This is a genomic window from Kitasatospora sp. NPDC004531 (genome assembly GCF_053602195.1).
The window spans coordinates 1-24,426 of sequence record NZ_JBSGDD010000025.1 but is presented as its reverse complement, the minus strand read 5'-3'; the positions used below and the strand labels follow the sequence as shown (position 1 = coordinate 24,426).

General features: G+C 70.7%; 25 protein-coding genes. 11 read left to right on the top strand and 14 right to left on the bottom strand.

What is annotated here, in order from left to right:
• Positions 1 to 22 precede the first annotated feature (22 nt).
• Together trpD and ACWEMJ_RS13415 are read right to left on the bottom strand one after the other, a co-directional pair.
• Positions 23 to 1,093, bottom strand: a complete 1,071-nt coding sequence (gene trpD, locus ACWEMJ_RS13420) for an anthranilate phosphoribosyltransferase (RefSeq protein WP_452137151.1) — start codon at positions 1,091 to 1,093, stop codon at positions 23 to 25.
• Positions 1,094 to 1,231: 138 nt separating this feature from the next.
• Positions 1,232 to 1,657, bottom strand: coding sequence for a hypothetical protein (locus tag ACWEMJ_RS13415; RefSeq protein WP_452137150.1), 426 nt, complete (start codon positions 1,655 to 1,657; stop codon positions 1,232 to 1,234).
• A 335-nt stretch (positions 1,658 to 1,992) separates the two neighbouring features.
• Here ACWEMJ_RS13415 and ctaE point away from each other — a divergent pair, with 335 nt between their 5' ends.
• The 5 genes from ctaE (at position 1,993) to ACWEMJ_RS13390 (ending at position 6,716) form a co-directional block, all read left to right on the top strand.
• Positions 1,993 to 2,613 carry an aa3-type cytochrome oxidase subunit III gene (ctaE, locus tag ACWEMJ_RS13410; RefSeq protein ID WP_452137149.1) on the top strand — a complete coding sequence of 207 codons (621 nt, stop codon included), beginning with the start codon at positions 1,993 to 1,995 and terminating at the stop codon, positions 2,611 to 2,613.
• Positions 2,614 to 2,704: 91 nt separating this feature from the next.
• Positions 2,705 to 3,526: a cytochrome bc1 complex diheme cytochrome c subunit gene (qcrC, locus tag ACWEMJ_RS13405; protein ID WP_452137148.1), complete on the top strand. Its 822-nt coding sequence runs from the start codon at positions 2,705 to 2,707 to the stop codon at positions 3,524 to 3,526.
• Between the two features lie 8 nt (positions 3,527 to 3,534).
• Positions 3,535 to 4,590, top strand: coding sequence for a cytochrome bc1 complex Rieske iron-sulfur subunit (gene qcrA, locus ACWEMJ_RS13400; protein ID WP_452137147.1), 1,056 nt, complete (start codon positions 3,535 to 3,537; stop codon positions 4,588 to 4,590).
• A complete protein-coding gene (qcrB, locus tag ACWEMJ_RS13395) occupies positions 4,587 to 6,248 on the top strand; it encodes a cytochrome bc1 complex cytochrome b subunit (protein ID WP_452137146.1) in 1,662 nt (553 codons plus the stop codon). Before qcrA ends, qcrB begins: the two co-directional genes overlap by 4 nt.
• Positions 6,249 to 6,350: 102 nt before the next feature.
• On the top strand, positions 6,351 to 6,716 hold the full coding sequence (locus tag ACWEMJ_RS13390; RefSeq protein ID WP_452137145.1) for a GntR family transcriptional regulator: 366 nt from the start codon (positions 6,351 to 6,353) through the stop codon (positions 6,714 to 6,716).
• 62 nt (positions 6,717 to 6,778) lie between these two features.
• Here ACWEMJ_RS13390 and ACWEMJ_RS13385 read toward each other — a convergent pair whose 3' ends face one another.
• The 4 genes from ACWEMJ_RS13385 to ctaC form a co-directional block, all read right to left on the bottom strand.
• Positions 6,779 to 8,035 carry an Ig-like domain-containing protein gene (locus ACWEMJ_RS13385; RefSeq protein WP_452137144.1) on the bottom strand — a complete coding sequence of 419 codons (1,257 nt, stop codon included), beginning with the start codon at positions 8,033 to 8,035 and terminating at the stop codon, positions 6,779 to 6,781.
• Between the two features lie 158 nt (positions 8,036 to 8,193).
• Entirely contained in the window at positions 8,194 to 8,610 is a 417-nt protein-coding gene (locus tag ACWEMJ_RS13380) for a cytochrome c oxidase subunit 4 (RefSeq protein ID WP_452137143.1), read from the bottom strand.
• The gene (gene ctaD / locus ACWEMJ_RS13375; RefSeq protein ID WP_452137142.1) at positions 8,607 to 10,382 is read right to left on the bottom strand and encodes an aa3-type cytochrome oxidase subunit I; all 1,776 of its coding nucleotides are present in this window, start codon (positions 10,380 to 10,382) and stop codon (positions 8,607 to 8,609) included. Before ctaD ends, ACWEMJ_RS13380 begins: the two co-directional genes overlap by 4 nt.
• A complete protein-coding gene (gene ctaC / locus ACWEMJ_RS13370; protein ID WP_084223437.1) occupies positions 10,379 to 11,236 on the bottom strand; it encodes an aa3-type cytochrome oxidase subunit II in 858 nt (285 codons plus the stop codon). The genes ctaD and ctaC overlap by 4 nt, the downstream gene beginning before the upstream one ends.
• Positions 11,237 to 11,589: 353 nt before the next feature.
• Between ctaC and ACWEMJ_RS13365 the strand changes: the two genes are divergently transcribed.
• Positions 11,590 to 12,978 (top strand): aminotransferase class V-fold PLP-dependent enzyme, encoded by a 1,389-nt coding sequence (locus ACWEMJ_RS13365; protein WP_452137141.1) that lies wholly within the window; start codon positions 11,590 to 11,592, stop codon positions 12,976 to 12,978.
• Here ACWEMJ_RS13365 and ACWEMJ_RS13360 read toward each other — a convergent pair whose 3' ends face one another.
• The gene (locus tag ACWEMJ_RS13360; RefSeq protein WP_452137140.1) at positions 12,979 to 13,953 is read right to left on the bottom strand and encodes a carbohydrate kinase family protein; all 975 of its coding nucleotides are present in this window, start codon (positions 13,951 to 13,953) and stop codon (positions 12,979 to 12,981) included.
• 202 nt (positions 13,954 to 14,155) lie between these two features.
• On the opposite strand from ACWEMJ_RS13360, the gene ACWEMJ_RS13355 reads away from it, so the two are divergent.
• Positions 14,156 to 14,371 carry a hypothetical protein gene (locus ACWEMJ_RS13355; protein ID WP_452137139.1) on the top strand — a complete coding sequence of 72 codons (216 nt, stop codon included), beginning with the start codon at positions 14,156 to 14,158 and terminating at the stop codon, positions 14,369 to 14,371.
• An 84-nt stretch (positions 14,372 to 14,455) separates the two neighbouring features.
• Positions 14,456 to 15,067 carry a hypothetical protein gene (locus tag ACWEMJ_RS13350; RefSeq protein WP_452137138.1) on the top strand — a complete coding sequence of 204 codons (612 nt, stop codon included), beginning with the start codon at positions 14,456 to 14,458 and terminating at the stop codon, positions 15,065 to 15,067.
• A gap of 69 nt (positions 15,068 to 15,136) precedes the next feature.
• Here ACWEMJ_RS13350 and erpA read toward each other — a convergent pair whose 3' ends face one another.
• Positions 15,137 to 15,490, bottom strand: coding sequence for an iron-sulfur cluster insertion protein ErpA (gene erpA / locus ACWEMJ_RS13345; protein ID WP_380481143.1), 354 nt, complete (start codon positions 15,488 to 15,490; stop codon positions 15,137 to 15,139).
• Between the two features lie 205 nt (positions 15,491 to 15,695).
• On the opposite strand from erpA, the gene ACWEMJ_RS13340 reads away from it, so the two are divergent.
• The gene (locus ACWEMJ_RS13340) at positions 15,696 to 16,583 is read left to right on the top strand and encodes a GNAT family N-acetyltransferase (protein WP_452137137.1); all 888 of its coding nucleotides are present in this window, start codon (positions 15,696 to 15,698) and stop codon (positions 16,581 to 16,583) included.
• Between the two features lie 25 nt (positions 16,584 to 16,608).
• Here ACWEMJ_RS13340 and ACWEMJ_RS13335 read toward each other — a convergent pair whose 3' ends face one another.
• From ACWEMJ_RS13335 to ACWEMJ_RS13320, 4 genes are all read right to left on the bottom strand, one after another.
• On the bottom strand, positions 16,609 to 17,976 hold the full coding sequence (locus tag ACWEMJ_RS13335) for a pyridoxal phosphate-dependent decarboxylase family protein (RefSeq protein WP_452137136.1): 1,368 nt from the start codon (positions 17,974 to 17,976) through the stop codon (positions 16,609 to 16,611).
• 137 nt (positions 17,977 to 18,113) lie between these two features.
• Positions 18,114 to 18,575, bottom strand: coding sequence for an Lrp/AsnC family transcriptional regulator (locus ACWEMJ_RS13330; RefSeq protein ID WP_452137135.1), 462 nt, complete (start codon positions 18,573 to 18,575; stop codon positions 18,114 to 18,116).
• An 84-nt stretch (positions 18,576 to 18,659) separates the two neighbouring features.
• A complete protein-coding gene (locus ACWEMJ_RS13325; protein WP_452137134.1) occupies positions 18,660 to 19,586 on the bottom strand; it encodes an NADP-dependent oxidoreductase in 927 nt (308 codons plus the stop codon).
• On the bottom strand, positions 19,583 to 20,896 hold the full coding sequence (locus tag ACWEMJ_RS13320; RefSeq protein WP_452137133.1) for an RNA-guided endonuclease InsQ/TnpB family protein: 1,314 nt from the start codon (positions 20,894 to 20,896) through the stop codon (positions 19,583 to 19,585). Before ACWEMJ_RS13320 ends, ACWEMJ_RS13325 begins: the two co-directional genes overlap by 4 nt.
• 234 nt (positions 20,897 to 21,130) lie before the next feature.
• On the opposite strand from ACWEMJ_RS13320, the gene nadA reads away from it, so the two are divergent.
• Positions 21,131 to 22,312, top strand: coding sequence for a quinolinate synthase NadA (gene nadA, locus ACWEMJ_RS13315; protein ID WP_452137132.1), 1,182 nt, complete (start codon positions 21,131 to 21,133; stop codon positions 22,310 to 22,312).
• A gap of 79 nt (positions 22,313 to 22,391) precedes the next feature.
• Here the strand turns inward: nadA and pspAA are convergent, their stop codons facing one another.
• Complete coding sequence (gene pspAA / locus ACWEMJ_RS13310; protein WP_452137131.1) at positions 22,392 to 22,685, bottom strand: PspA-associated protein PspAA; 294 nt, start codon at positions 22,683 to 22,685, stop codon at positions 22,392 to 22,394.
• 27 nt (positions 22,686 to 22,712) lie between these two features.
• Positions 22,713 to 23,501, bottom strand: a complete 789-nt coding sequence (locus ACWEMJ_RS13305; protein WP_452137130.1) for a PspA/IM30 family protein — start codon at positions 23,499 to 23,501, stop codon at positions 22,713 to 22,715.
• A 204-nt stretch (positions 23,502 to 23,705) separates the two neighbouring features.
• Here ACWEMJ_RS13305 and ACWEMJ_RS13300 point away from each other — a divergent pair, with 204 nt between their 5' ends.
• The gene (locus tag ACWEMJ_RS13300; RefSeq protein WP_452137129.1) at positions 23,706 to 24,305 is read left to right on the top strand and encodes a DUF3043 domain-containing protein; all 600 of its coding nucleotides are present in this window, start codon (positions 23,706 to 23,708) and stop codon (positions 24,303 to 24,305) included.
• Positions 24,306 to 24,426: the final 121 nt, after the last annotated feature.

Sequence of the window (24,426 nt, the reverse complement as noted above, 5' to 3'; positions counted from 1 at the left end):
TCGCCGGACGGACCGTTGGAGCTCACTGCGTGGCGTCGGCCCAGCGCTTCAGCAGCTCCCCGGCCGCCCCCGAGTCGATCGCCGCCGCCGTCCGCACCATCGCCGCGCCCAGCTGCTCGCCCAGGGGCGCGTCCGTCAGCTCCAGCGCCACCAGCGCGGCCGCGCTGTTGAGCAGCACCGCGTCCCGCACCGGCCCGCGCTCCCCGTTCAGCACCCGCCGCGCGACGGCCGCGTTGAACTCCGCGTCGGCGCCCCGCAGCGCCTCGATCCCGACCAGCTCGATCCCGACGTCCCGCGGGTCGAACCGGGTCTCCGTCACCTTGCCGTCGCGGATCACCCAGACGTGCGACGTGGTGGTGATCGTCAGCTCGTCGAGCCCGTCGTCACCCCGGAACACCAGTCCCTGTCCGCCGCGCCGCGCCAGCACCCCGGCGATCAGAGCGGCGAGCCGGGTGTCGAAGCAGCCGACCGCGTGGGCGCCGACCCGGGCCGGGTTGGTGAGCGGGCCGAGGATGTTGAAGACCGTGGGGACGGCGAGCTCGGCACGGGCCTGCGCGGTGTGCCGCATCGAGGGGTGGAACTTGGCGGCGAAGCAGAAGGTCAGCCCGACCTCCTCGGCCACCGCCGCGACCCGCCGGGCGTCCAGGTCCAGGTTGATGCCGAGCCGCCCGAGCACGTCCGAGGAGCCGGACGCCGAGGAGGAGGCGCGGTTGCCGTGCTTGACCACCTTCGCGCCGGCCGCCGCGGCGGCGACCGCCGACATGGTGGAGATGTTGACGGTCTTGGCCCGGTCGCCGCCGGTGCCGACGATGTCCACGGCCGGGCCGGGGATGTCCAGCGGCACCGCGTGCGCGTACATCGCCTCGACCAGGCCGGCGATCTCCTCGACCGTCTCGCCCTTGCCGCGCAGCGCGATCAGGAAGCCGGCCACCTGCACGGGGCTGGCCTCGCCGCTCATGATGCGGTCCATCGCCCAGGCGGTGTCGGCCTGGGCAAGGTCCTCCCCGCGCAGCAGCGCCATCAGGAGGTCGGGCCAGGTGCGGACCACCTGCGCGGGGTCGCTACCGCCGTTCGCAGAGTGCACGTTCACCATGGCCGTCTCCAGCTCTCTTCTTGTCGCAGAGGAATCGGAGTCAGCCTATCGAGCGAGCGGGGACGGCCGCCCTGGGTTGCCGTCCCCTTCTCTCCCCTTGAGACAGCGCCCCGGGACGGCGGCCCGGCCGGGAACGGCTCAGCGCGCGGCCGGCGCCCGCCGGGCCACCCGGGCCCGCAGCAGGGTGCTCGCGGCGTCGGCGAGCGCGACCGGGTCGACGGGGTGCGAGATCGCCGCGTCGGCCCGGCTCCAGGCGGCCAGCCAGGAGTCCTGCGGGCGGCCGATCAGCACCAGCACCGGCGGGCAGCCGTAGATCTCGTCCTTGAGCTGCCTGGTCAGCCCGAGCCCGCCGGCCGGCACCGCCTCGCCGTCCAGCACGCACAGGTCGACGCCGCCCTTCTCCAGCGCGCGGAGCACCGCGGGGGCGGTGGCGCACTCCAGATACTCCAGCGCGGGAAGGTCCCCGGCGGGGCGGCGGCCGAGGGCGAGGGTCACCTGCTCACGGGTGTTGCGGTCGTCGCTGTAGACGAGAACGGTGAGCGTCTCGTCGGATTGCTGCGCCATGTCCCCTGCTTCCTGGTGCTCGTCCTCTTATATGTGTCCGCTGCGTCCACGGTGTCCGCCCCGGGCCGCGATCGCGCGCGGCCCCCGACCGAACGGCCCAGTGTGACCCGGACCACGTCCTGGGACGGATGCTACTCCGGCGGGCCCGTCCTGGAGAGACCCCGACCCGATCTCGCTCAAGCCGCCGCGCCACGAGCTCACCCCGGCGGCCCAGTTCCCTCACCCGGTCCGAACAACCGTCAGAAAACGGACGGGCCGCGAGGCGGGCATACCTCACGCACCGGACACTCCGAGGGAGACCCCCCGGCGTGAAGACGGAATAAGGGACCGACATAATGTCCGTCGTGGCGACAGCAACAGCAACAGAAACCGGACACGCGCACGGAGCGGTCAACAGGCCGAACCTGGTCAGCGTGGGAACCATTGTCTGGCTGAGCTCGGAGCTGATGTTCTTCGCGGCCCTGTTCGCGATGTACTTCACCCTCCGCTCGGTCAAGGGCGCCGAGTTCTGGCACGAGAAGGCCCATGCCCTCAACGTGCCCTTCTCCTCGGTCAACACCACGATCCTGGTGCTCTCCTCACTCACCTGCCAGCTCGGCGTGTTCGCCGCCGAGCGCGGTGACGTGAAGAAGCTGCGCTCCTGGTTCGTGATCACCTTCGTGATGGGCGCCATCTTCATCGGCGGCCAGATCTTCGAGTACACCGAGCTGGTCAAGAAGGACGGCCTGTCGCTGTCCTCCGACCCGTACGGCACGGTGTTCTACCTGACCACCGGCTTCCACGGACTCCACGTGACGGGTGGTCTGATCGCCTTCCTGCTGGTCCTCGGCCGGACCTACGCGGCGCGGCGCTTCACTCACGAGCAGGCCACTGCGGCGATCGTGGTGTCGTACTACTGGCACTTCGTCGACGTTGTGTGGATCGGCCTGTTCGCGACCATCTACCTGATCAAGTAACAGCCGCCCCGCCCCTGACCCGGCGTCGTCACGACGCATGGGAGTCGGGGGCAGGCTGCTGCCGACCAGATCCTGACACCGGGGTTATTCCGTGAAAAAGCTCTCCGCACGACGGCGCCACCCACTGGCGGCGGTCGTCGTTCTACTTCTCGCCCTGGCGGCCACCGGGGGGCTGTACGCCGCTTTCGCGCCCGCCGAGAAGGCGCAGGCCGACAGCTCCTCGCAGTCGCTCGCCATCGACGAGGGCAAGAAGCTCTTCGCCGTCGGCTGCTCCTCCTGCCACGGCCTGAACGGCCAGGGCACTTCTGACGGTCCGTCGCTGGTCGGCGTCGGCTCCGCCGCTGTCGACTTCCAGGTCGCCACCGGCCGCATGCCGGCCCAGCAGCCGGGCGCGCAGGTCCCGCGCAAGAAGACCGTCTACAACCAGTCCGAGATCGACCAGCTGGCCGCCTACGTGGCCTCGCTCGGCCCCGGCCCGGTCACTCCGACCACGGAGCAGTACCAGCCGTCCGAGGACAAGGTCACCAACGCCGAGCAGGTCGCCAAGGGTGGCGAGCTGTTCCGCACCAACTGCGCCCAGTGCCACAACTTCGCCGGCAAGGGCGGCGCGCTGACCAACGGCAAGTTCGCCCCGTCCCTGGAGGGCGTGGACTCCAAGCACATCTACGAGGCCATGCAGACCGGCCCGCAGAACATGCCGTCGTTCCCCGACACCACCATGCCGGAGGAGCAGAAGCGCGAGATCATCGCGTACGTCCAGAACACCAACGAAGCGCCGAACCCCGGTGGTCTCGCCCTGGGCAGCCTCGGCCCGTTCACCGAGGGTCTGTTCAGCTGGATCTTCGGTCTCGGCGCGCTGATCGCGATCGCGATCTGGGTCGCCGCCCACACCACCAAGGCCAAGAAGTCATGAGCCACGACATGTCAGAGAACCTGCCGGAGGCCCACGACGCCTCCCACGGCGCTGAGGTCGTCACCCACGACGACCCGTTCGCCGACCCGGGCCTGCCGGCCCACGAACCGCGTCGGACCGACATCGACGAGCGGGCCGCCAAGCGGGCCGAGCGCCAGGTGTCGCTGATGTTCGTGGTGTCGATGCTGGCGACCGTCGGCTTCATCGCGTCCTACGCCGCGATCGACGCCGACAAGCTGGTCTACATCTTCCCGCTGGGCCACGTCAGCGCCCTCAACTTCGCCCTGGGCATGACCCTCGGCGTGGCGCTGTTCTGCATCGGCGCGGGCGCGGTCCACTGGGCCCGCACCCTGATGTCGGACCACGAGCTGCCGGCCGAGCGTCACCCGATCGAGGCCTCGGACGAGGTCCGCAACGACGTCATCGAGCAGTTCAAGACCGGTGCCGCGGAGTCCGGCTTCGGCCGTCGCAAGATGATCCGCAACACCCTGATCGGTTCGATGGCCCTGGTGCCGCTGTCCGGCGTCGTGCTGCTGCGCGACCTCGGCCCGATGCCCCAGGACAAGCTCATGCACACCGGCTGGGGCGAGGCCAAGCCCTCCGAGCCGATCCGCCTGGTCAACATGAACACCGACCAGCCGATGAAGCCCGAGGACATCATTCAGGGCTCGCTGACCTTCGCCAAGCCGCACGGCCTGGAGGAGGACGACCACGACTTCCAGCAGCAGATCGCCAAGGACGCCCTGATGCTCATCCGGATCGCTCCGGAGGACATCAAGGACGCCAAGTCCCGTGACAAGGGCTTCGAGGGCATCCTCGCCTACTCGAAGATCTGCACCCACGTCGGCTGCCCGATCTCGCTGTACGAGCAGCAGACCCACCACGCGCTCTGCCCCTGCCACCAGTCGACCTTCGACCTGGCGGACGGCGCTCGCGTCATCTTCGGCCCGGCGGGCCACCCGCTGCCCCAGCTGAAGATCACCACCGATGAGCAGGGCTTCCTGGTCGCCACCGGCGACTTCGACGAGCCCGTCGGCCCGAGTTACTGGGAGCGCAAGCGATGAGCACCGCGAGCGGCACCACCGGCGGTGCCTCCAAGCCGGCCAGCACGCGCGCCAAGCCCGCCAACAAGGCCGAGGCAGCTGCGGACTGGGTCGACGGCCGGCTGGGGATCTACTCCCTGGCCAAGGCCAACCTGCGCAAGATCTTCCCGGACCACTGGTCCTTCATGCTCGGTGAGATCTGCCTCTACAGCTTCATCATCATCATCCTCACGGGTGTCTACCTGACGATGTTCTTCAAGCCGAGCATGGCGGAGACCGTTTACCACGGTTCCTACCTGCCGCTGAACGGCATCCGGATGTCGGAGGCGTACGCCTCCACCGTGAACATCAGCTTCGAGATCCGCGGCGGTCTGCTGATCCGCCAGATCCACCACTGGGCCGCCCTGGTCTTCGTGGCGGCGATGTTCGTGCACATGATGCGCGTCTTCTTCACCGGCGCCTTCCGCAAGCCGCGCGAGATCAACTGGCTGTTCGGCTTCCTGCTGCTGTGCCTGGGCTTCTTCGACGGTTTCTTCGGCTACTCGCTGCCGGACGACCTGCTGTCGGGTACCGGTATCCGCTTCATGGAGGGCGCGATCCTGGCGGTGCCGATCGTCGGCACCTACATCCAGATGTTCCTGTTCGGCGGCGAGTTCCCCGGCACGGACATCATCCCGCGCTTCTTCACCATCCACGTGCTGCTCATCCCGGGCATCATGCTGGGCCTGCTGGTCGCGCACCTGATCCTGGTCTTCTACCACAAGCACACCCAGTGGGCGGGCCCGGGCAAGACCGAGAAGAACGTCGTCGGCATGCCGCTGATGCCGGTCTACATGGCCAAGGCCGGTGGCTTCTTCTTCCTGGTGTTCGGCATCATCGCGGCGATGTCCGCGATCGCCACCATCAACCCGGTGTGGGCGTACGGCCCGTACCGTCCGGACCAGGTGTCCACCGACGCCCAGCCCGACTGGTACATGGGCTTCGCCGAAGGCCTGATCCGCTTCATGCCGGGCTGGGAGATCTCCGTCTGGGGCGGCCACACCCTGAACCTGGGCGTGTTCATCCCGCTGATGCTCTTCCCGCTGGTCCTGGTCGCGATCGCGGTCTACCCGTTCATCGAGTCCTGGGTCACCGGCGACAAGCGCGAGCACCACATCCTGGACCGCCCGCGCAACGCCCCGGTCCGCACCGCGCTCGGCGCGGCCTGGATCTCGCTGTACCTGGTCCTGCTGGCCGGCGGTGGCAACGACCTGTTCGCCACTCACCTGCACATGTCGATCAACACGATCACCTACATGGTCCGGGTCGGCTTCTTCGTGGTGCCGGTCATCACCTTCTTCGTCGCCAAGCGCTGGTGCCTCGGCCTGCAGCGCCGCGACAAGGACAAGGTGCTGCACGGCCGCGAGTCGGGCATCATCAAGCGCCTGCCGCACGGTGAGTTCGTCGAGGTCCACACGCCGCTGTCGCCGCAGGACCTGCACACCCTCACCGCCCACGAGCAGCCCCAGCCGCTGGAGCTGCCCGCGGAGACCGACGAGAACGGTGTGGCCCGCAAGGCCGGCGTGGTCGCCAAGACCCGTACGAAGCTCTCCGAGGGCTTCTACGGCGAGGGCAACCAGATCGCCAAGCCCACCTCCGAGGAGTACCTGGAGATCACCAGCGGCCACGGCCACCACTGATCCCTAGCTGTCACGCCACGTCAGAACCCCCATCGGCTCCGGCCGGTGGGGGTTCTGGCATATTTCTCCGGCACCGGCCCGACGCCCTGTTATGTTGGCCGGGTGCACGTGGCGATCGACCCCCAGTCCTCCACGCCGCCCTACGAGCAGGTGCGCTCGCAGATCGCGGCCCAGGCCCGTACGGGTGAACTCCCGATCGGCCTGAAGCTCCCCACCGTCCGCGCGCTGGCCGAGCAGCTCGGCCTGGCCGCCAACACGGTGGCCCGCGCCTACCGCGAGCTGGAGGCGGACGGCGTGGTCGAGACCCGCGGCCGGGCCGGCACCACCATCGCCCCCACGGGGGACACCTCGCACCGCCTGGCGGCCGACGCCGCCGCCGAGTACGCCGCCCGCACCGCCCGCCTCGGCCTCGGCCGGGACGAAGCGCTGGCGGCCGTCCTGGCCGCCCTGGACGCCGTCCACCGCTGACGCGCGCAAGGGTCCGCCCGGCAGTCGGCCTGCCGGGCGGACCTCGCGGCTGCGACGGGCGCCTACCGCTGCGCGGCGAACGGGTTCGGGGTCGGGTTCACCGCACTCTCCGGCGCCGCCGTGCTCACCGGCTTGCCGAGGGCGCTGTGCTTGACGTACTCGTCCCAGTCGATGTTCCAGTCGCCGAAGCCGTTGCCGAACGGCTCCATGTCGTGGCCCAGGCTGTTGACCACCTGCACCAGGTCACCGACCCGGGTGTTGTCGAAGAACCACTTCGCGTTCTCGGTGCTCATGCCGGTGCAGCCGTGGCTGACGTTCTGCCGGCCCTGCGCCCAGGTCGACCAGGGCGCCGCGTGGACGTACTCGCCGCTCCAGGTGACCCGGGTCGCCCACTTCACGTCCAGGTCGTAGGACTCGCTGCTGCCGTCGGGTATGCCGATGGTCTCGCCGCTCATCCGAACGGATGATTCCTGGCCGAGCACCACCTTGACGCCGTTGCGGGTGTCGAAGCCGGGCTTGCCGGTGGTGACCGGGATGGTCCTGACCACCTCGCCGTTGCGCTTGTACGTCAGCTCGTCGCTGCTGGCGTCGATCACCGCCTCGACCCGGTCGCCGGTCCGCAGCGCCAGGCTCTTCTCCTCGCCGCCGTACACGCCGTCGGCGACCCGGATGCCGGGCAGGTCGTAGTCGAGCCGGACGGTGGCGTTGGCCGGCCAGTACTCCTGCGGGCGGAAGTGCAGGTTCTGGTCGTCCACCCAGTACCAGGCGCCGGTCACGGCGGGCTGCGAGGTGACCGTCAGGCCGCGTTCGATCTGCTGCCGGGCCGCCGGGTCGGTGACCTTCTCGGACAGCTTCACGGTGAGCGGCTGGCCGACGCCGTAGACGCCGCTGCCGGAGCTGTCCGGGCCGAGTTCGGCGCTGATCACGTGCTGCGCGGGGGCCGTGGTGAAGCTGGAGTCGGCCTCGCCGTGCCCGCCCCGGCCGTCCTCGGCGGTCACCTTGACGGTGTATCCGGCGCCGGCCCGGAGCGGGTCGGTGGTCTGCCAGTGCTGCTGGTCGGCGGCCAGCTGCCCGGCGACGGGCTTTCCGTCCGGACCGGTGACGGTGACCTCGCCGAGCTTGGCGGTGCCGTCCGCGGTCACGCTGAACGCCTTCGCCGGGTCGGCCTTCTCCCCGGCGGCCGACGTGTGGATCAGCGGCGCCACGTCGATCTGGTGGGACGAGTCCTTCGAACCACCGGTGGAACAGGCCGCGGCCGGTGTGATCACCAGCAGGGCGGCGAGCGTGGTCCGGGTACTGACTATCCGAGAGCCCTTCAACGGAACCTCCCAGGTTGGAACCTGCCTCGAAGCGTAGGAAGGCGTCACCCCGGTGGCACTCCGGGTAACCCGGGAGGGGGAATCCGCGGGAACGACGAGGGCCGGGCACCCCCCGAAGGGAGTACCCGGCCCGCCGTACGGCTTGCGAATCCGGAACCTTACTGGTTCTGGTTCTCGCCGCGGTAGAACTCGAAGACCCAGCCGTAGAGACCGATCAGCAGGACCGGAACCGACCAGAACAGCAGCCACCAGCCGAAGATGACGCCCAGGAAGGCCAGCGCGCCACCGACCGCCAGGGACAGCGGCTGCCAGCTGTGCGGGGCGAAGAAGCCCAGCTCGCCGGCGTCGTCCGAGACCTCGGCCTCGGGGTTGTCACCCGCGCCGGTGTCCACCCGCTTGGCGGTGAACGCCAGGTAGAAACCGATGAACGCGCACAGGCCGAAGGCCAGGAACAGCGCGGTCGTGCCGGCGGCCTCCAGGCCGTGGTCCGACTTCGTGGTCCACACCAGGTACGTGATGGCGATGGCCAGCGTGAAGACGGCCAGACCCGCGAAGATCTTTCCCTGTTCCTTCATCGGGCGTCGCCCTCCTTGCCCTTGCCCAGGGAGGGGCGGTCGTACTGCGCGGGAGTGACACCCTCGAAGTGCTTCGCCGTCTCACCGTGGTTCTCGAGGTAGTCCAGCGCGGCGATCTCCGGGTGGTGCAGGTCGAACGCCGGGGATTCCGAGCGGACACGCGGCAGCGTGGTGAAGTTGTGCCGCGGCGGCGGGCAGGAGGTCGCCCACTCCAGCGAACGGCCGTAGCCCCACGGGTCGTCAACGGTGATCTTCTCGCCGTACTTGGCGGTCTTCCACACGTTGTAGAGGAACGGCAGCATCGACAGGCCCAGCAGGAACGAGCCGATGGTCGAGACCGTGTTCAGCGCGGTGAAGCCGTCACCGGCCAGGTAGTCGGCGTAGCGGCGGGGCATGCCCTCCGCGCCGAGCCAGTGCTGGACCAGGAACGTGGTGTGGAAGCCGAAGAACAGCGTCCAGAAGGTGATCTTGCCGAGGCGCTCGTCCAGCATCTTGCCGGTCATCTTCGGCCACCAGAAGTGGAAGCCGGCGAACATCGCGAAGACGACGGTGCCGAAGACCACGTAGTGGAAGTGCGCGACGACGAAGTACGAGTCCGAGACGTGGAAGTCGATCGGCGGGGAGGCGAGCAGCACACCCGTCAGACCGCCGAACAGGAAGGTGACCAGGAAGCCGATCGTCCAGAGCATCGGGGTCTCGAAGCTCAGCGAGCCCTTCCACATGGTGCCGACCCAGTTGAAGAACTTCACACCGGTCGGGACCGCGATCAGGAAGGTCATGAACGAGAAGAACGGCAGCAGTACCTGTCCGGTCACGTACATGTGGTGCGCCCACACCGTCACCGAGAGGCCGGCGATGGCGATGGTCGCGGCGATCAGGCCGGAGTAGCCGAACATCGGCTTGCGGCTGAAGACCGGGATGATCTCGGAGATGATGCCGAAGAACGGCAGCGCGATGATGTAGACCTCGGGGTGACCGAAGAACCAGAACAGGTGCTGCCACAGCATGGCGCCACCGTTGGTCGGGTCGAAGACGTGCGCCCCGAACTTGCGGTCCGCCTCCAGGGCGAACAGCGCGGCGGCCAGCACCGGGAAGGCCAGCAGGATCAGCACGGCGGTCAGCAGGGTGTTCCAGACGAAGATCGACATCCGGAACATCGTCATGCCGGGGGCGCGCATGCAGATGATGGTGGTGATGAAGTTGACCGCACCGAGGATGGTGCCGAAGCCGGAGAAGGCCAGGCCCATGATCCACATGTCGGCGCCGATGCCCGGCGAGCGGACCGCGTCCGACAGCGGCGAGTAGGCGAACCAGCCGAAGTCGGCGGCGCCCTGCGGGGTCAGGAAGCCCGCCACCGCGATGATCGAGCCGAACAGGTACAGCCAGTAGGCGAACATGTTCAGACGCGGGAACGCGACGTCGGGGGCGCCGATCTGGAGCGGCATGATCCAGTTGGCGAAGCCCGAGAACAGCGGGGTGGCGAACATCAGCAGCATGATCGTGCCATGCATGGTGAACGCCTGGTTGAACTGCTCGTTCGACAGGATCTGAGTACCCGGCCGGGCGAGCTCGGCGCGCATGACCAGGGCGAGCACGCCACCGATCAGGAAGAACGCGAACGAGGTCGCCAGGTAGAGGGTGCCGATCGTCTTGTGGTCAGTGGTGGTGAGCCACTTGATGATCGCGTTGCCCGGCTTGCGCACGCGCGGGGTCCCGGAGGTGACGGCCCCGGTTGCCCCAGCGGCCGCGGCGGGCTCGTTGAGGATGGTCACTTCTCTTCACTACTTCCCGTGGGGAGGATGCCTGCGGGAACCGCGCCGGCCTGGCCCTTGTCGCGGAGTCCCTTCAGGTGCGCCTCGTACTCGTCGTGCGAGACGACCTTCACGTTGAAGAGCATCCGCGAGTGGTCGACGCCGCAGAGCTCGGCGCACTTGCCGCGGAAAGTGCCGTACGCGGTCGGGGTCACCTCGAACTCGTTGACCACGCCGGGCACGACGTCCATCTTCATCATGAAGTTGACGGGCCAGAAGTCGTGGATGACGTCGTTCGAGGTCAGCCGGAACTTCACCGACTCGTTGATCGGCAGGTAGAGGGTCGGAGCCTCCTTGGTGCTGCCGACCTCGTACGCCGCCGTGGTGCTCGACGGGTCGGGGATTTCGCTGTTCTCGTAGTTGAACGCCCAACTCCACTGGAAGCCCACCACGTTGATCGTGTGCTGGGGCTTTTCGGAGACCTTCGTCAGGGTGGCCTCGTCGCGCGCGACGAAGTAGAACAGCACCGAGACGATGACGAGGGGGACCGCGGTGTACAGCGCCTCGATGGGCACGTTGTACCGGGTCTGAGCGGGGATCTCCACCTTGGTGCGGCTGCGCCGGTGGAAGATCACGCTCCAGAGGATCAGACCCCACATCAATGCACCAACAACCAGAGCCGCGATCCACGAGCCCTGCCACATGTGAAGGACCAGCGGGCCTTCCTTGGTGACGGGACTGGGGAGGCCAAGCCTGGGCAGGTCGTTGGCCGAGCAGCCGGTGGCGGTCGCGATGACGAGGCCCAGTGCCAGCGCCTGAGGCAGCTTCCGCCGCATCGTGCGCCGCGGCGAGCGGTCGGAGCCGTTGGGACTCACGTAGCGCCTTCCCGAAGTCTCGCCCGCGAACGCACCGCCGTCGGGAGTCCGTTGTCTGGTCTCCCCGGCGGTCCGGCCACGGGCACGGTTTGAATGCTTATGCGGGCCAAACGCTACTCCATCCTTATGCGGCGCTCACGGGCAGCCCCCGCTAACGCGCCGCCCGGCTACCCGATCAGCCCCCGAGGGGTGAAGCACCCCGGAAGGACGGACGGAGTCGCAGGTCATGGCGGAGTTCCGAGCCTCCCACGACCGAACGGGCGACCGCACTACGACACGCGGGTGACGGGCCGTCGGCTCCCCCCGGGGCCGGGAGGAATCCCCCCGTAAGGGGCGTCGTCTACGGTGGCCCCGTGCCCTACTTCGACGCCGCCTCCACCGCCCCGCCGCACCCCGTCGCCCGGCAGGCGCTGCTCGCCGCCCTCGACGAGGGCTGGGCCGACCCCGCCCGGCTGCACCGCTCCGGCCGGCAGGCCCGGATGCTGCTCGACGCCGCCCGGGAGACCGTCGCCGAGGTGCTCGGCGCCCGCGCCGACGAGATCGCCTTCACCGCATCCGGCACCCAGGCCGTCCAGTTGGGCGTCCTCGGCGCGCTGCGCGGCAACCGCCGACGCGGCGCCCACCTGCTGCACTCCGCGGTCGAGCACTCCGCCGTCCTGCACACCGCCGAGCGCTGGGAGGCCGACGGGGGCGCCGCCACCGCCGTCCCGGTCGACCGTCACGGCCGGGTGGACGCCGAGCAGTTCGCCGCCGCCGTGCGCCCGGACACCGCGCTGGCCGTCCTGCAGTCCGCCAACCACGAGGTCGGCACCCTGCAGCCGGTCGCCGAGACCGCCGCGCTGATCGGCGACGTCCCGCTGCTGGTGGACGCCGCGCAGAGCGCCGGGCGGCTGCCGGTGCCCGGCGGCTGGTCGGTGCTGACGGCCAGCGCGCACAAGTGGGGCGGGCCGGCCGGCGTCGGCGTGCTGGCGGTGCGCAAGGGCGTACGGTACGTCTCGCCGCTGCCCGCCGACGACCGCGAGAAGGGCCGGGTGCCCGGTTACGTCAACGTCCCGGCGATCGTGGCCGCCGCGGCCTCGCTGCGCGCCGTCCGGGCCGAGGCCGAGGCGGAGAACGCCCGGCTGCACGCGCTGGTCGAACTGATCCGGCATCGCGTCCCGCAGCTGGTCCCCGAGGTCGAGGTGGTCGGCCACCCGGAGCTCCGCCTCCCCCACCTGGTCACCTTCTCCTGCCTGTACGTGGACGGCGAGGTGCTGCTCGGCGAGCTCGACCGGGCCGGCTTCGCGGTCAACTCGGGCTCCTCCTGCACCTCCAGCACGCTGACGCCGAGCCACGTGCTGGCCGCGATGGGCGTGCTCACCGAGGGCAACGTGCGGGTCTCGCTCCCCCGCGGCGCCGAGGCCGCCGATGTGGAGCGCTTCCTCGACGTCCTGCCCCGGGTCGTCGCGGAGATCCGCGCGCCCCTCGGCCTCGACCTCCCCGCGCCCGGCACCGGCGCCGACGCGCTGGTGCTCGACACCCTCGGCAAGCGCTGCCCGCTGCCGATCATCGAGCTCGCCCGGCGCATCCCGGAGGTCGCCCCCGGCGGCCGCGTCGCCGTCCTGTCCGACGACGAGGCGGCCCGCCACGACATCCCCGCCTGGTGCGAGATGTGCGGTCACACCTACGCGGGCGAGGCGCCGGCCGCGGACTACGGAGCCGACCGCGGCACGGCGTACCTGGTGATCAGGGCGGAGGGCTGACTAGCGGAGCTTGGTGCGCAGCTCGGCCGCCGCGTCCGCGCCGTAGGCCTGCTCGAAGCGGTCCAGGAAGTGGCCGCTGCGCAGCTCGTACTCCTGGGTGCCGACGGTCTCGATGACCAGGGTGGCGAGCATGCAGCCGATCTGGGCGGCGCGCTCCAGGCCGAGGTTCCAGGACAGGCCCGCCAGGAAGCCGGCGCGGAAGCCGTCGCCGACGCCGGTGGGGTCGGCCTTGCGCTCCTCGGCGGGGCAGCCGACCACGATGTCGGGCTCGCCCTGGCGCTGGATGCGGACGCCCTTGGCGCCGAGAGTGGTGACCCGGGTGCCGACGCGGCCGAGGATCTCGTCCGCGGACCAGCCGGTCTTGGACTCGATGAGGGCGGCCTCGTACTCGTTGGTGAAGAGGTAGGCCGCGCCGTCGACGATCTGGCGGATGTCGTCGCCCTCCAGGCGGGCGAGCTGCTGGGAGGGGTCGGCGGCGAAGGCGTAGCCGCGGGTGCGGCACTCCTCGGTGTGGCGGACCATCGCGGCCGGGTCGTCCGCGCCGATCAGGACCAGGTCGAGGCCGCCGACGCGGTCGGCGATCGGCTTCAGCTCGATGTTGCGGGCCTCGGCCATCGCGCCGGTGTAGAAGGACGCGATCTGGTTGTGGTCCTCGTCGGTGGTGCACATGAACCGGGCGGTGTGCCGGGTCTCGGAGATGTGCACCGAGTCGGTGTCGACGCCGTGCCGGTCGAGCCAGCTGCGGTACTCGGTGAAGTCCGCGCCGGCCGCGCCGACCAGGATCGGGTTCAGGCCGAGGACGCCCATGCCGAAGGCGATGTTCGGCGCGACGCCGCCGCGGCGGATGTCCAGGGTGTCGACCAGGAACGACAGCGACACCGTGTGCAGCTGCTCGGGGACCAGCTGGTCCGCGAAGCGTCCGGGGAAGGTCGTCAGGTGGTCGGTGGCGATCGAGCCGGCGACGGCGATGCGCACTGGGTTCTCCTCGGGCGGCCCGGCGTTGGCCGGAGCGGGGACATCAACCCACCTAAGGTACCCGCCCGATCCGGTACTACCGGTGGGTAGGTCTGTCGCCCGGGCCCGGACCGGCCTAGGGTCGCGAGTACGGGGGCCGGACGCGGCCCCCGTCCAGTCCGCGGCAGCGTGGCCGCGGCGCGGCGATCGGAGCTGGTACCGCATGGTGATCGAGCACTCTCCCCGCCTGCTGTCGGTCGGTCCGTTCGACGCCGACGCGGAGTCGCTGGCCGATCTGCTGGACTCCTCCCGCCGGCTGGGCCGGTTCTGGCCGGCCGCCGGGCCGGGGCCCGAACGGTCGGCGCCGGCGGCGCTGGGCGTGCGGGTGCCGGTGGAGGCGCGTCGGGTGGTGGCGGGGATGCCGGAGTTCGGCGAGTAGCGGAACCGGTTTCCTCCCGAGCACGTCACATCCGCGCGGTGCCGCTCCCGTGGTGCCGCGCGACCCCCGGGAGGAACGCAGATCATGGACGACAGGACCGCAGCCGTCTCCGCCAAGCCCTCGTCCGCTCGCCGGACCGTCCTGGCGCTCGCCGCCGCGTCCTTGGCCGCCGGGCTGCTGACCGCGTGCGGCAGTTCGGGCGGCACGACGCCGACCGCGACCGGTGCGTCCGCCAGCGGCGTCGCGACGCCCGGCCCGGGAACCGCGGCCCCCGGCTCGCCGTCCGTGCCGCCGCCGGCCGACGCGCAGCCGTCGCCCTCGCCCTCGTCCTCGTCGGGGGGCGGGCAGCCGAGCAACCCGGGGATAGCCGTCGGCGAGCACCCGCCGACGGCGGTGAAGATCCCCGTGACGGGATACCGGCAGGACAGCCCCACCCAGTTGACGGTGTTCTACACCGCCGGGGTGTGCGACAAGTACGGGGTGCGGCTGGAGGAGGACGCGCCGCCCACCGTGAAGCTGCGGATCGTGGTCACCAGGACCGCCGAGCCCGGCCAGGCCTGTCCGCAGGTGATGAAGCCGCAGGAGGCGACGGTGACGCTGCCGAAGCCGATGAACGGCGGCGGCGTGGTCGACACCGCGACCGGCGACCAGGTGCCGCCGCAGTCCGGCGGGGTGGGAGTCGGCGGCCCGCGCTGACCCGGAAAGCCCCGAGGGCGGCCCCCCGTGCCGGGGAGCCGCCCTCTTCGTTCGCGCTGCTGAGAAGACTTAGCTGAACGAGTCGCCGCAGGCGCAGGAGCCGGTGGCGTTCGGGTTGTCGATGGTGAAGCCCTGCTTCTCGATGGTGTCGACGAAGTCGACGGTGGCGCCGCCCAGGTACGGGGCGCTCATCCGGTCGGTGACGACCTTGACACCGTTGAAGTCCTTGACGACGTCGCCGTCCAGCGAACGCTCGTCGAAGAACAGCTGGTAGCGCAGGCCCGAGCAGCCGCCGGGCTGCACGGCGACGCGCAGCGACAGGTCCTCGCGGCCCTCCTGCTCCAGCAGGCTCTTGACCTTGGCCGCGGCGGCATCGGTGAGGAGGATGCCACTCTCGACGGTGGTCTCGTCCTGGACGGTCATGCTTACTCCCGGTCTGTGACGACTGTGATCCGCCAGTGCCAACCAGCGGCCCCCCGGATTCATTTCCGGGAGGTGGTGCGTTCGGGGGACTTTTTTCGTCGCCCACTCCCCCACGCACCCCATGCTCGCACACCGGCGGCGGCCGGTCACCGACCACTTGGGCAAACCGCTACCGCCCGCGCGGTGGGCACAGCAGGATGTGACGGTGATCATTCGTCAGCTGAGAGACACCGCGGAGGACGCCGAGGCGGTGAACCGGGTCTCCCGGGCGGCGTTCCGGGCGCTGGACGGACGGCCGCCGGACGACGGGCCGGCGTCGGAGCCGGAGGACGAGCGGGCCCGGATCCGCCGGCTCGCGCGGTCGCGGCACCTGGCGGTGACGGACCCGCAGGGGTGCTGGATCGCCGAGCAGGACGGCGAGCCGGTGGGGGCGGCGCTGTCGCTGCGCCGGGAGGGCGTGTGGGTGCTGGCGCTGTTCGTGGTGCTGCCGTCCGCGCAGGGGCAGGGGGTGGGCCGACTGCTGCTGGAGCGGGCCGCCGCGTACGGGCGGGGCTGTCTGCGCGGGATGCTGTGCGCCTCGCCGTCGCCCGCGGCGGCGCGCCGCTACCGGGCGGCGGGGTTCACGCTGCACCCGGCGATGCGGCTGACCGGGCGGGTGGACCGGGAGCGGCTGCTGGACCCGGGGGACATCCCGGTGCACGCGGGCAACGCCTCGCACCTGCACGTGCTGGACTCGGTGGACCGGCGGCTGCGCGGCGCGGCGCACGGCCCGGACCACGCCTTCATGCTGGCGCACTTCGACGAGCTCTTGATCGCGGACACCCTGGCCGGCACCGGCTACTGCTACCGGGACGGCGGGACCGTCCAGCTGGTGGCCGCCACCTCGAAGCGGATCGCCACCCGGCTGCTGCGGGAGGCGCTGGCCCGCGTTCCGGCGGGCGTGGACGCGGAGGTGTCCTTCCTGACGGCGGAGCAGGAGTGGGCGGTGGACGTGGGCCTGGAGCTGGGCCTGTCGCTGTCCACCCGGGGCTACCTGGCGGTGCGCGGGATGCGCCCGCCGGCCCCGTACGTGCCGAACGGCGGCTTCCTGTAGCCGCCGTCCGTCCGCGCCGGGCCCGTCACCGCATGGTGTCGAGGATCTCCTGGACCATCTCCATGGTGGTGCCGGGGTGCAGGAAGGCGAACCGGGCGACGGTCTCGCCGTCCCAGCCGGTCGGGGTGACGAAGCCGACCTGGTCGGCGAGCAGCTGCCGGGACCAGCGGTAGTAGTCGTCGTGGGTCCAGCCGGTGCGGCGGAAGCAGACGGCGGACAGCTGCGGGTCGTGGAGCAGTTCGAGGTGCTCGGTGTCGCGGATCAGCTGCGCGGTGTCCCTGGCCAGGCGCAGGCCGGTCTCGATGGCGTCGGTGTAGGCCTGGACGCCGTGCACGGCGAGCGAGAACCACAGCGGCAGGCCGCGGGCGCGCCGGGTGAGGTGGTAGGCGTAGTCGGTGGGGTTCCACTCGTCGCCCTCGGTGTGCAGGACGTCCAGGTAGCCGGCGTCCTGGGTGTGCACGGCGCGGGCCAGCCGCGGCTCGCGGTAGAGCAGCGCGGCGCAGTCGAACGGGGCGAACAGCCACTTGTGCGGGTCGACCACGAAGGAGTCGGCGTGCTCGATGCCGTTGTAGCGCTCGCGCACCGAGGGGGCGAACAGTCCGGCGCCGCCGTAGGCGCCGTCCACGTGGAACCACAGCTCGCGTTCGCGGGCGACCTCGGCGATGCCCGCGAGGTCGTCGATGATGCCCTCGTTGGTGGTGCCGGCGGTGCCGACCACGGCGATCACGGTCTCGGGGTGCGGGTCGGCGGCGAGGGCGGCGCGCAGGGCGGCGCCGGTGAGGCGGCGGTCGACGGCGGGGACGGGGAAGGCCTCGACGCCGATGATGTTGAAGGTGTTCTTGACCGAGGAGTGCACCTGGTCGGCGACGGCGATCCGCAGCCGGGCCTCCGGGCCGACGCCGAGCCGGCGGCGGGCGGTGTCGCGGGCGACCACCAGGGCGGAGAGGTTGCCGGCCGAGCCGCCGGAGACGAAGACGCCGCCGGCGCCGGCGGGCAGTCCGGCCCGGTCGGCTATCAGCCGCAGCACCTGGTTCTCGGCGGCGATCGCGCCGGCCGCCTCCAGCCAGGAGATGCCCTGCAGGGAGGCGCAGGAGACCACCATGTCGAACAGCAGCGCGGCCTTGGTGGGGGCGCACGGGATGAAGGACAGGTAGCGCGGGCTGTCGGCGGAGATGACGGCGCGGGACAGCTCGTGGTCGTAGAGCTTGAGCACGTCGGCGGCGTCGTTGCCGTGCTCGTTCAGCAGCCCGGCGAGCACCTCGCGCAGGTGGGCGCCGTCGCCGGGGTGGTCGAGCGGGACGGGGTCGTACTGGAGCCGTTCGCGCATGTAGTCGAAGACCAGCTCGACCAGTTCGTCGTCCGGCTTGTGCATGCGGTCGGGCGCTGCGTACACGGGTGGTCCTCTTCGCTGCTGCGGTGCGTGGGGTCATGATCAGCGTAGGCAGCGGTGCGGCGCGGGCGCGCGTCGGAACGGGGCTGGTGGGGGCCGGTTTCGTGCGTGTTCGGGGGGTGCGGCGCAGCTTTCCTGCGTCAGATCAGCTGGGAGAGCACCACGGAGGAGCGGCTGCGCTGGACGCCGGGCTCCTTGCGGATGCGTTCGATGACGGCTTCCAGGTGGCGGGTGTCGGCGGCCCGCAGGTGGACCAGGGCGTCGGGGTCGCCGGTGACCGTCCAGGCGGCGGCGACCTCGGGGAACTGGCGCAGCGAGGCGAGTAGTTCCTCGGGCGAGGTGCGGGGGCGGCAGTAGACCTCGACGAACGCCTCGGTGCCCCAGCCGAGCAGGGCGGGGTCGAGCACCACCGTGAAGCCGCGGACCACGCCGCGCGCCCGCAGCCGGTCGATGCGGCGGCGGACGGCGGTGGCGGACAGGTTGGTGAGCAGGCCGATCTCGGCGTAGGAGGCGCGGCCGTCGCGGCTGAGCTGGTCGAGCAGCAGGCGGTCGGTGTCGTCGAGCGCCGCCTGGCCGAGGTCGGGCGGCCGGTGGGTGCTCATGGCGGGGCTCCACGGGTGGTGCGGGTGAGGGTGTGGCGAGCCGGGGCTTCGCGGGGCCCATTCTGACGGACGTCGGACGTCCGTTCAGTCCACCAGCAGGACGATCTTGCCCCGGGTGCGCCCTTCGGCGTTGAGGGCCTGGGCGGAGGCGGCCTGGCCGAGCGGGAAGGTGGAGGCGACCGGGACGGTGAGCAGGCCGTCGTCGGCGAGCCGGGCGACGGCGGCGAGGTCCTCGGGGTCGGGGCGGGTCCAGATGTAGTGGCCGCCGAGCGCGATGACCCGGTAGTCGACGGCGGAGGCGATTCGGGCGGGGTTCTTGAGCAACGCGGTGGAGAGGTCGAGGGCGTCGCCGCCGACCAGGTCGAGCACGGCGTCCACCCCGTCCGGGGCGAGCGCCCGCACCCGCTCCGCCAGGCCCTGGCCGTACTCGACGGGCTCCGCGCCGAGCCCGCGCAGGAAGGTGTGGTTGTGCGTCCCGGCGGTGCCGATGACCCGGGCGCCGAGCGCGCCGGCGACCTGGACGGCGATCGAGCCGACGCCGCCGGCCGCGGCGTGGATCAGCACGCTCTCGCCGCGGCGCAGGCGCAGCGCGTGCACCAGGGCCTGCCGGGCGGTGAGCCCGGCGGTGGGCAGGCCGCCGGCCTGGGCCCAGTCGAGGGCGGCGGGTTTGCGGGCCAGGGTGCGGACGGGGGCGGAGACGAGTTCGGCGTAGGTGCCGTAGCCGAGGACGTCCTTGCGGACGTAGCCGATCACCTCGTCGCCGGCCCGGAACTCGGTGACGGCGCCGCCGACGGCCTGCACCACGCCGGCCAGGTCGAAGCCCATGATCATCGGGAAGTGCGCGTCGAGGATGCCGTCGAGGTGCCCTTCGCGGATCTTCCAGTCGACGGGGTTGACGCCGACCGCACGGGTGCGGACCAGAACGGTGTCGGGGCCGACCTTGGGGTCCGGGAGTTCGGTGTACTCGACCACGTCGGGGCCGCCGTAGCGGTGGATCGCGATTGCCTTCATGCCCTCCAGCCAACCGGGGGCACGGCGGGTTCTCGCGCCGGAAGCATCCATCCCGGTGAGCGGTTCTCTTGACGTCCCCCGGGCCCCGAAGGACCTGGATTCCTGTCGCGGTCGACCGACCGCGACAGCGGGGTTCCTGCTTCTCGGCGCGGCGCCGGTACGGACACCGGTCCTACCCTCGCTCCACAGGCGTTCTGCCTGTCCGCCCGTCCGACGGCCAGGATGTTGCGCGCGGCGTTCACGTCCCGGTCGTGGACGGCCCCGCACGCGCCACAGGTCCACCGGCGGACCTCCAGCGGCTTGGGCCCGTCCTTGACACCACAGGCCGAACAGACCTGCGAGGTCGGTTCGAAGCGTCCGATGCGAGCGAAGTGACGGCCGTGCTTGGCAGCCTTGTACTCCAGCATCGCGACGAACCGCGACCACCCGGCGTCGTGCACCGACGTGGCCAGCCACCCTCGTCCGAGAGCGGACACCGCCAGGTCCTCCACGTACACCGCTTGGCTGTCGCGGATGATCCTCGTGGATTCCTGGTGGTGCCAGTCCCTGCGGCGGTCGGCGACCTTCGCGTGCTGACGCGCCACCCTCCTACGGGCCTTCGCCCGGTTCTTCGACGTCTCTTCGCATCGCCCGAGTTCCTTCTGAAGACGCTTGAGCTTCTTCTCCGCACGACGCAGGAACCGCGGCGAATCGAGCTTGCGGCCGTCCGAAAGCACGGCGAAGTGGGTCAGCCCGAGATCGATGCCGACTTCGACGCCGGTCTCGGGCAGGATCTCCGGCAGGGCTTCGACGACGAACGACGCCCAGTACCGGTCGGCGGCGTCCTTGGTGACGGTGACACTGGTCGGCGGCGCCGGAAGCCTCCGGGACCAGCGGACTTCCAGATCCCCGATCTTTGCCACGTACAACCGTCCGGATTCGCGCAGCCGGAAGCCGTTGGCGGTGAGCCGAATGCTCTGCCGACCGTCCCGCTTGGACTTGAACCGCGGCGGCTCGACCTTCGGCCCCTTGCGCTCTCCGGCGGCGGAGGAGAAGAAGTTGCGGAAGGCGGTGTGCAGATCACGCAGCGACTGCACCAGTACCACCGACGACACCTCGCTCAGCCATGCCCGCTCCGGAGAACGCTTCGCCATGGTGATGACCCGCTTCTGCAGGTCCGTGTCCCCGATGTGGGGCAGCCCCGCCGCGCGGGCCTCCTGCCGGGCCCGCAAGCCGTCGTTGAACACCACGCGTGCGCACCCGAACGCGCGCGCCAGCGCCACCCGCTGGCCTGGGGTCGGATACACCCGGAAGTTGTACCGGAGTTGCACGCTCGCACCTTATGGCGGACGGCCGGCGGAGGCCCACCTCGATCACGTGCCGGGCGCGTCTGTGGTAGTGCACCGATCCTCGGACCGACGGTTGGTTCATGTGTTGAAGAGGCCCTGATCACATCGACAGGACGTCCATCGTCAGGCTGACGACAACCGGTTATCATAGATAGCGTCAGATAGACGAGAAGGCTGGTCGGGAACGATCCGGCCGCATCAGGAGGGCAGCCGCCCGTGACCACCACCACCGAGACGTACGGCGTCGACCCCACTCCCTCGCCGCTCGCCCTGCTGCTGCTCGGCCGGGAGGCCGACCCGAACAGCGAGCGCGGCGTGGAGTGCCCCGGCGATCTGCCCCCCGCCTCCGACCCGGACCTGGTGGCGCGTGCCCGCGCCGCCAAGGAGAAGCTCGGCGACCGGGTCTTCATCCTGGGTCACCACTACCAGCGCGACGAGGTCATCGAGTTCGCCGACGTCACCGGCGACTCCTTCAAGCTGGCCCGGGACGCCGCGGCCCGCCCGGAGGCCGAGTACATCGTCTTCTGCGGCGTGCACTTCATGGCCGAGTCCGCCGACATCCTCACCTCCGAGCGCCAGCAGGTCGTCCTGCCGGACCTCGCCGCGGGCTGCTCGATGGCCGACATGGCCACCGCCGAGCAGGTCGCCGAGTGCTGGGACGTGCTCACCGACGCCGGGATCGCCGACGTCACCGTGCCGGTCTCGTACATGAACTCCTCCGCCGACATCAAGGCCTTCACCGGCAAGCACGGCGGCACCATCTGCACCTCCTCCAACGCCAAGCGCGCGCTGGAGTGGGCCTTCGAGCAGGGGCAGAAGGTGCTGTTCCTGCCGGACCAGCACCTGGGCCGCAACACCGCCGTGCTGGAGATGGGCTTCTCGCTGGAGGACTGCGTCCTCTACAACCCGCACAAGCCCAACGGCGGCCTGACCGCCGAGCAGCTGCGGGACGCGAAGATGATCCTGTGGCGCGGCCACTGCTCGGTGCACGGCCGGTTCAGCCTGGACTCGGTCAACGAGGTGCGCGAGCGGATCCCCGGCGTCAACGTCCTGGTGCACCCGGAGTGCCGGCACGAGGTGGTCACCGCCGCCGACCAGGTGGGCTCGACCGAGTACATCATCAAGGCGCTGGACGCCGCCGAGCCCGGCTCCAAGTGGGCCATCGGCACCGAGCTGAACCTGGTCCGCCGCCTGGCCAAGGCGCACCCGGACAAGGAGGTCGTCTTCCTCGACCGCACCGTGTGCTTCTGCTCCACCATGAACCGGATCGACCTGCCGCACCTGGTGTGGGCGCTGGAGTCGCTCGCCGAGGGCCGGGTCCCGAACGTGATCACGGTGGACGCCGAGACCGAGAAGTACGCCAAGGCCGCGCTGGACCGCATGCTGGCCCTGCCGTAACGATTCTTCGGCCACCACGCGAGAGGGCGGGCACTCCCCCGGGGGAGTGCCCGCCCTCTCGTCACGAACGGCGCCCGAACTACTCCGGGAGGCCGGGGATCAGACCGTCGCCCTCGTCCCGCAGCAGCTCGCGGACCTGCTCCAGGGACGCCTCGGCGTCCGGCAGGATCAGGTCCGACGGCTCCAGCGACTCCGGCGGAAGCGGCGTGCCGACCTCCCGGACGGCCGCCAGCAGGCTGCCGAGCGCGGCCTTGAAGCCCGCCTCGTCACCCGCCTCGACGGCCTGGAGCAGATCGTCGTCCAGCTGGTTCAGCCGGTTCAGGTCGCCTTCCGCGACCTCGAACTGCCCCTCACCCAAGACCCGCATGATCATGCTGGTACGTCTCCCCTGCTCGCGGGACTACTTCTGGTAGTTGATGGTGGGCGGCGGGGTGTCGTTCTTCCCCTGCTCGATCGCCTGCGGCTGGGAGGCCGGGGTACCGCCGGTCAGCTCGGCCTTCATCCGGGCCAGCTCCAGCTCGACGTCGCTGCCGCCGGCCACCCGCTCCAGCTCGGCCTCGATGTCGTCCTTGCGGCCCAGGCCGCTGGCGTCGTCGAGCGCGCCGGAGGCCAGCAGCTCGTCGATCGCGCCCGCGCGGGCCTGCATCTGCGCGGTCTTGTCCTCGGCCCGCTGGATCGCCAGGCCCACGTCGCCCATCTCCTCCGAGATGCCGGAGAAGGACTCGGCGATCCGGGTCTGCGCCTGGGCGGCGGTGTAGGTGGCCTTGATGGTCTCCTTCTTGGTGCGGAAGGCGTCCACCTTGGCCTGGAGGCGCTGGGAGGCGAGGGTGAGCTTCTCCTCCTCGGCCTGCAGGGCCTGGTACTGCGTCTCCAGGTCGGTGATCTGGGACTGCAGGTTGGCCTTGCGGCTGAGCGCCTCGCGCGCCAGGTCCTCACGGCCGAGGGACAGCGCCTTGCGGCCCTGGTCCTCGTACTTGGCGGACTGCTGCTGCAGCTGCGTCAGCTGGAGCTCCAGGCGCTTGCGGGAGGTGGCCACGTCGGCGACGCCCCTGCGCACCTTCTGCAGCAGTTCCAGCTGCTTCTGGTAGGAGTAGTCGAGCGTTTCGCGCGGGTCCTCCGCCCGGTCCAAGGCCTTGTTCGCCTTGGAGCGGAAGATCAGCCCCATACGCTTCATGATTCCGTCGCTCATGGGCCTCGATAGCCCCCTTCTTCGGGCCTGGGTTTGCGTCTCGTGACAGGTCGAGTGTATGCGCGACGGGCTCCCCGGCGCAGTCCACCAGCCAGCAACAATGCTGCTACAGCGGGCGGCCGTTCGGCATCGTCCTCACGATCGATATCGCTTCGGTTCCGGGCCCCGGGCGGAAAGCGGCCGGTCAACCCGTACGCTGGGAGTGTGTTTCGACGCCGCTCTGATGACTCCGCCGCCTCCTCCGCCGTCACGCTGACGAAGGAGGACGAGCGCGCGCCCCGCGACCCCCAGGCCCCCAAGGGCCGGCCCACGCCCAAGCGCAGTGAGGCCGAGGCCCACCGGAAGACCCGGGTCTCCGTCCCCAAGGACCGCAAGGAGGCCGCCCGCCAGGCCCGCGAGCGGATGCGCGCCGAGCGCGAGAAGCAGCGCAGCGCGCTGCTGTCGGGCGACGAGGCCGCCCTCCCGGCCCGCGACAAGGGCCCGGTGAAGCGCTACGTCCGCGACTTCATCGACTCCCGCTGGGCCGCGGCCGAGTTCTTCCTGCCGTACGCCGTCGTGGTGCTGGTGCTCTCCATCACGAAGATCAACACCCTGCAGCTGCTCTCCACGCTGCTGTTCATGATCTTCTTCGTGGTGGTCATCCTGGACTTCGTCCGGATCGGCTTCGCGCTGCGCAAGGGCCTCGCCGAGCGCTTCCCGAACGGGGACACCCGCGGCGCCGTGATGTACGGCGTGATGCGCACCCTGCAGATGCGCCGCCTGCGGCTGCCCAAGCCGATGGTCAAGCGGGGCGAGCGGCCCTGACCGCGGAAGCCGTTCCGCCGTACTGGGCCCCGCCCGCGCAGCAGCCGGTCGGGGCCTTCGGCGCGCCGGGCATCCCCGCCCAGTACGGCGCGCCGCGCGGCCGGCACGGGCGACTGCCGGC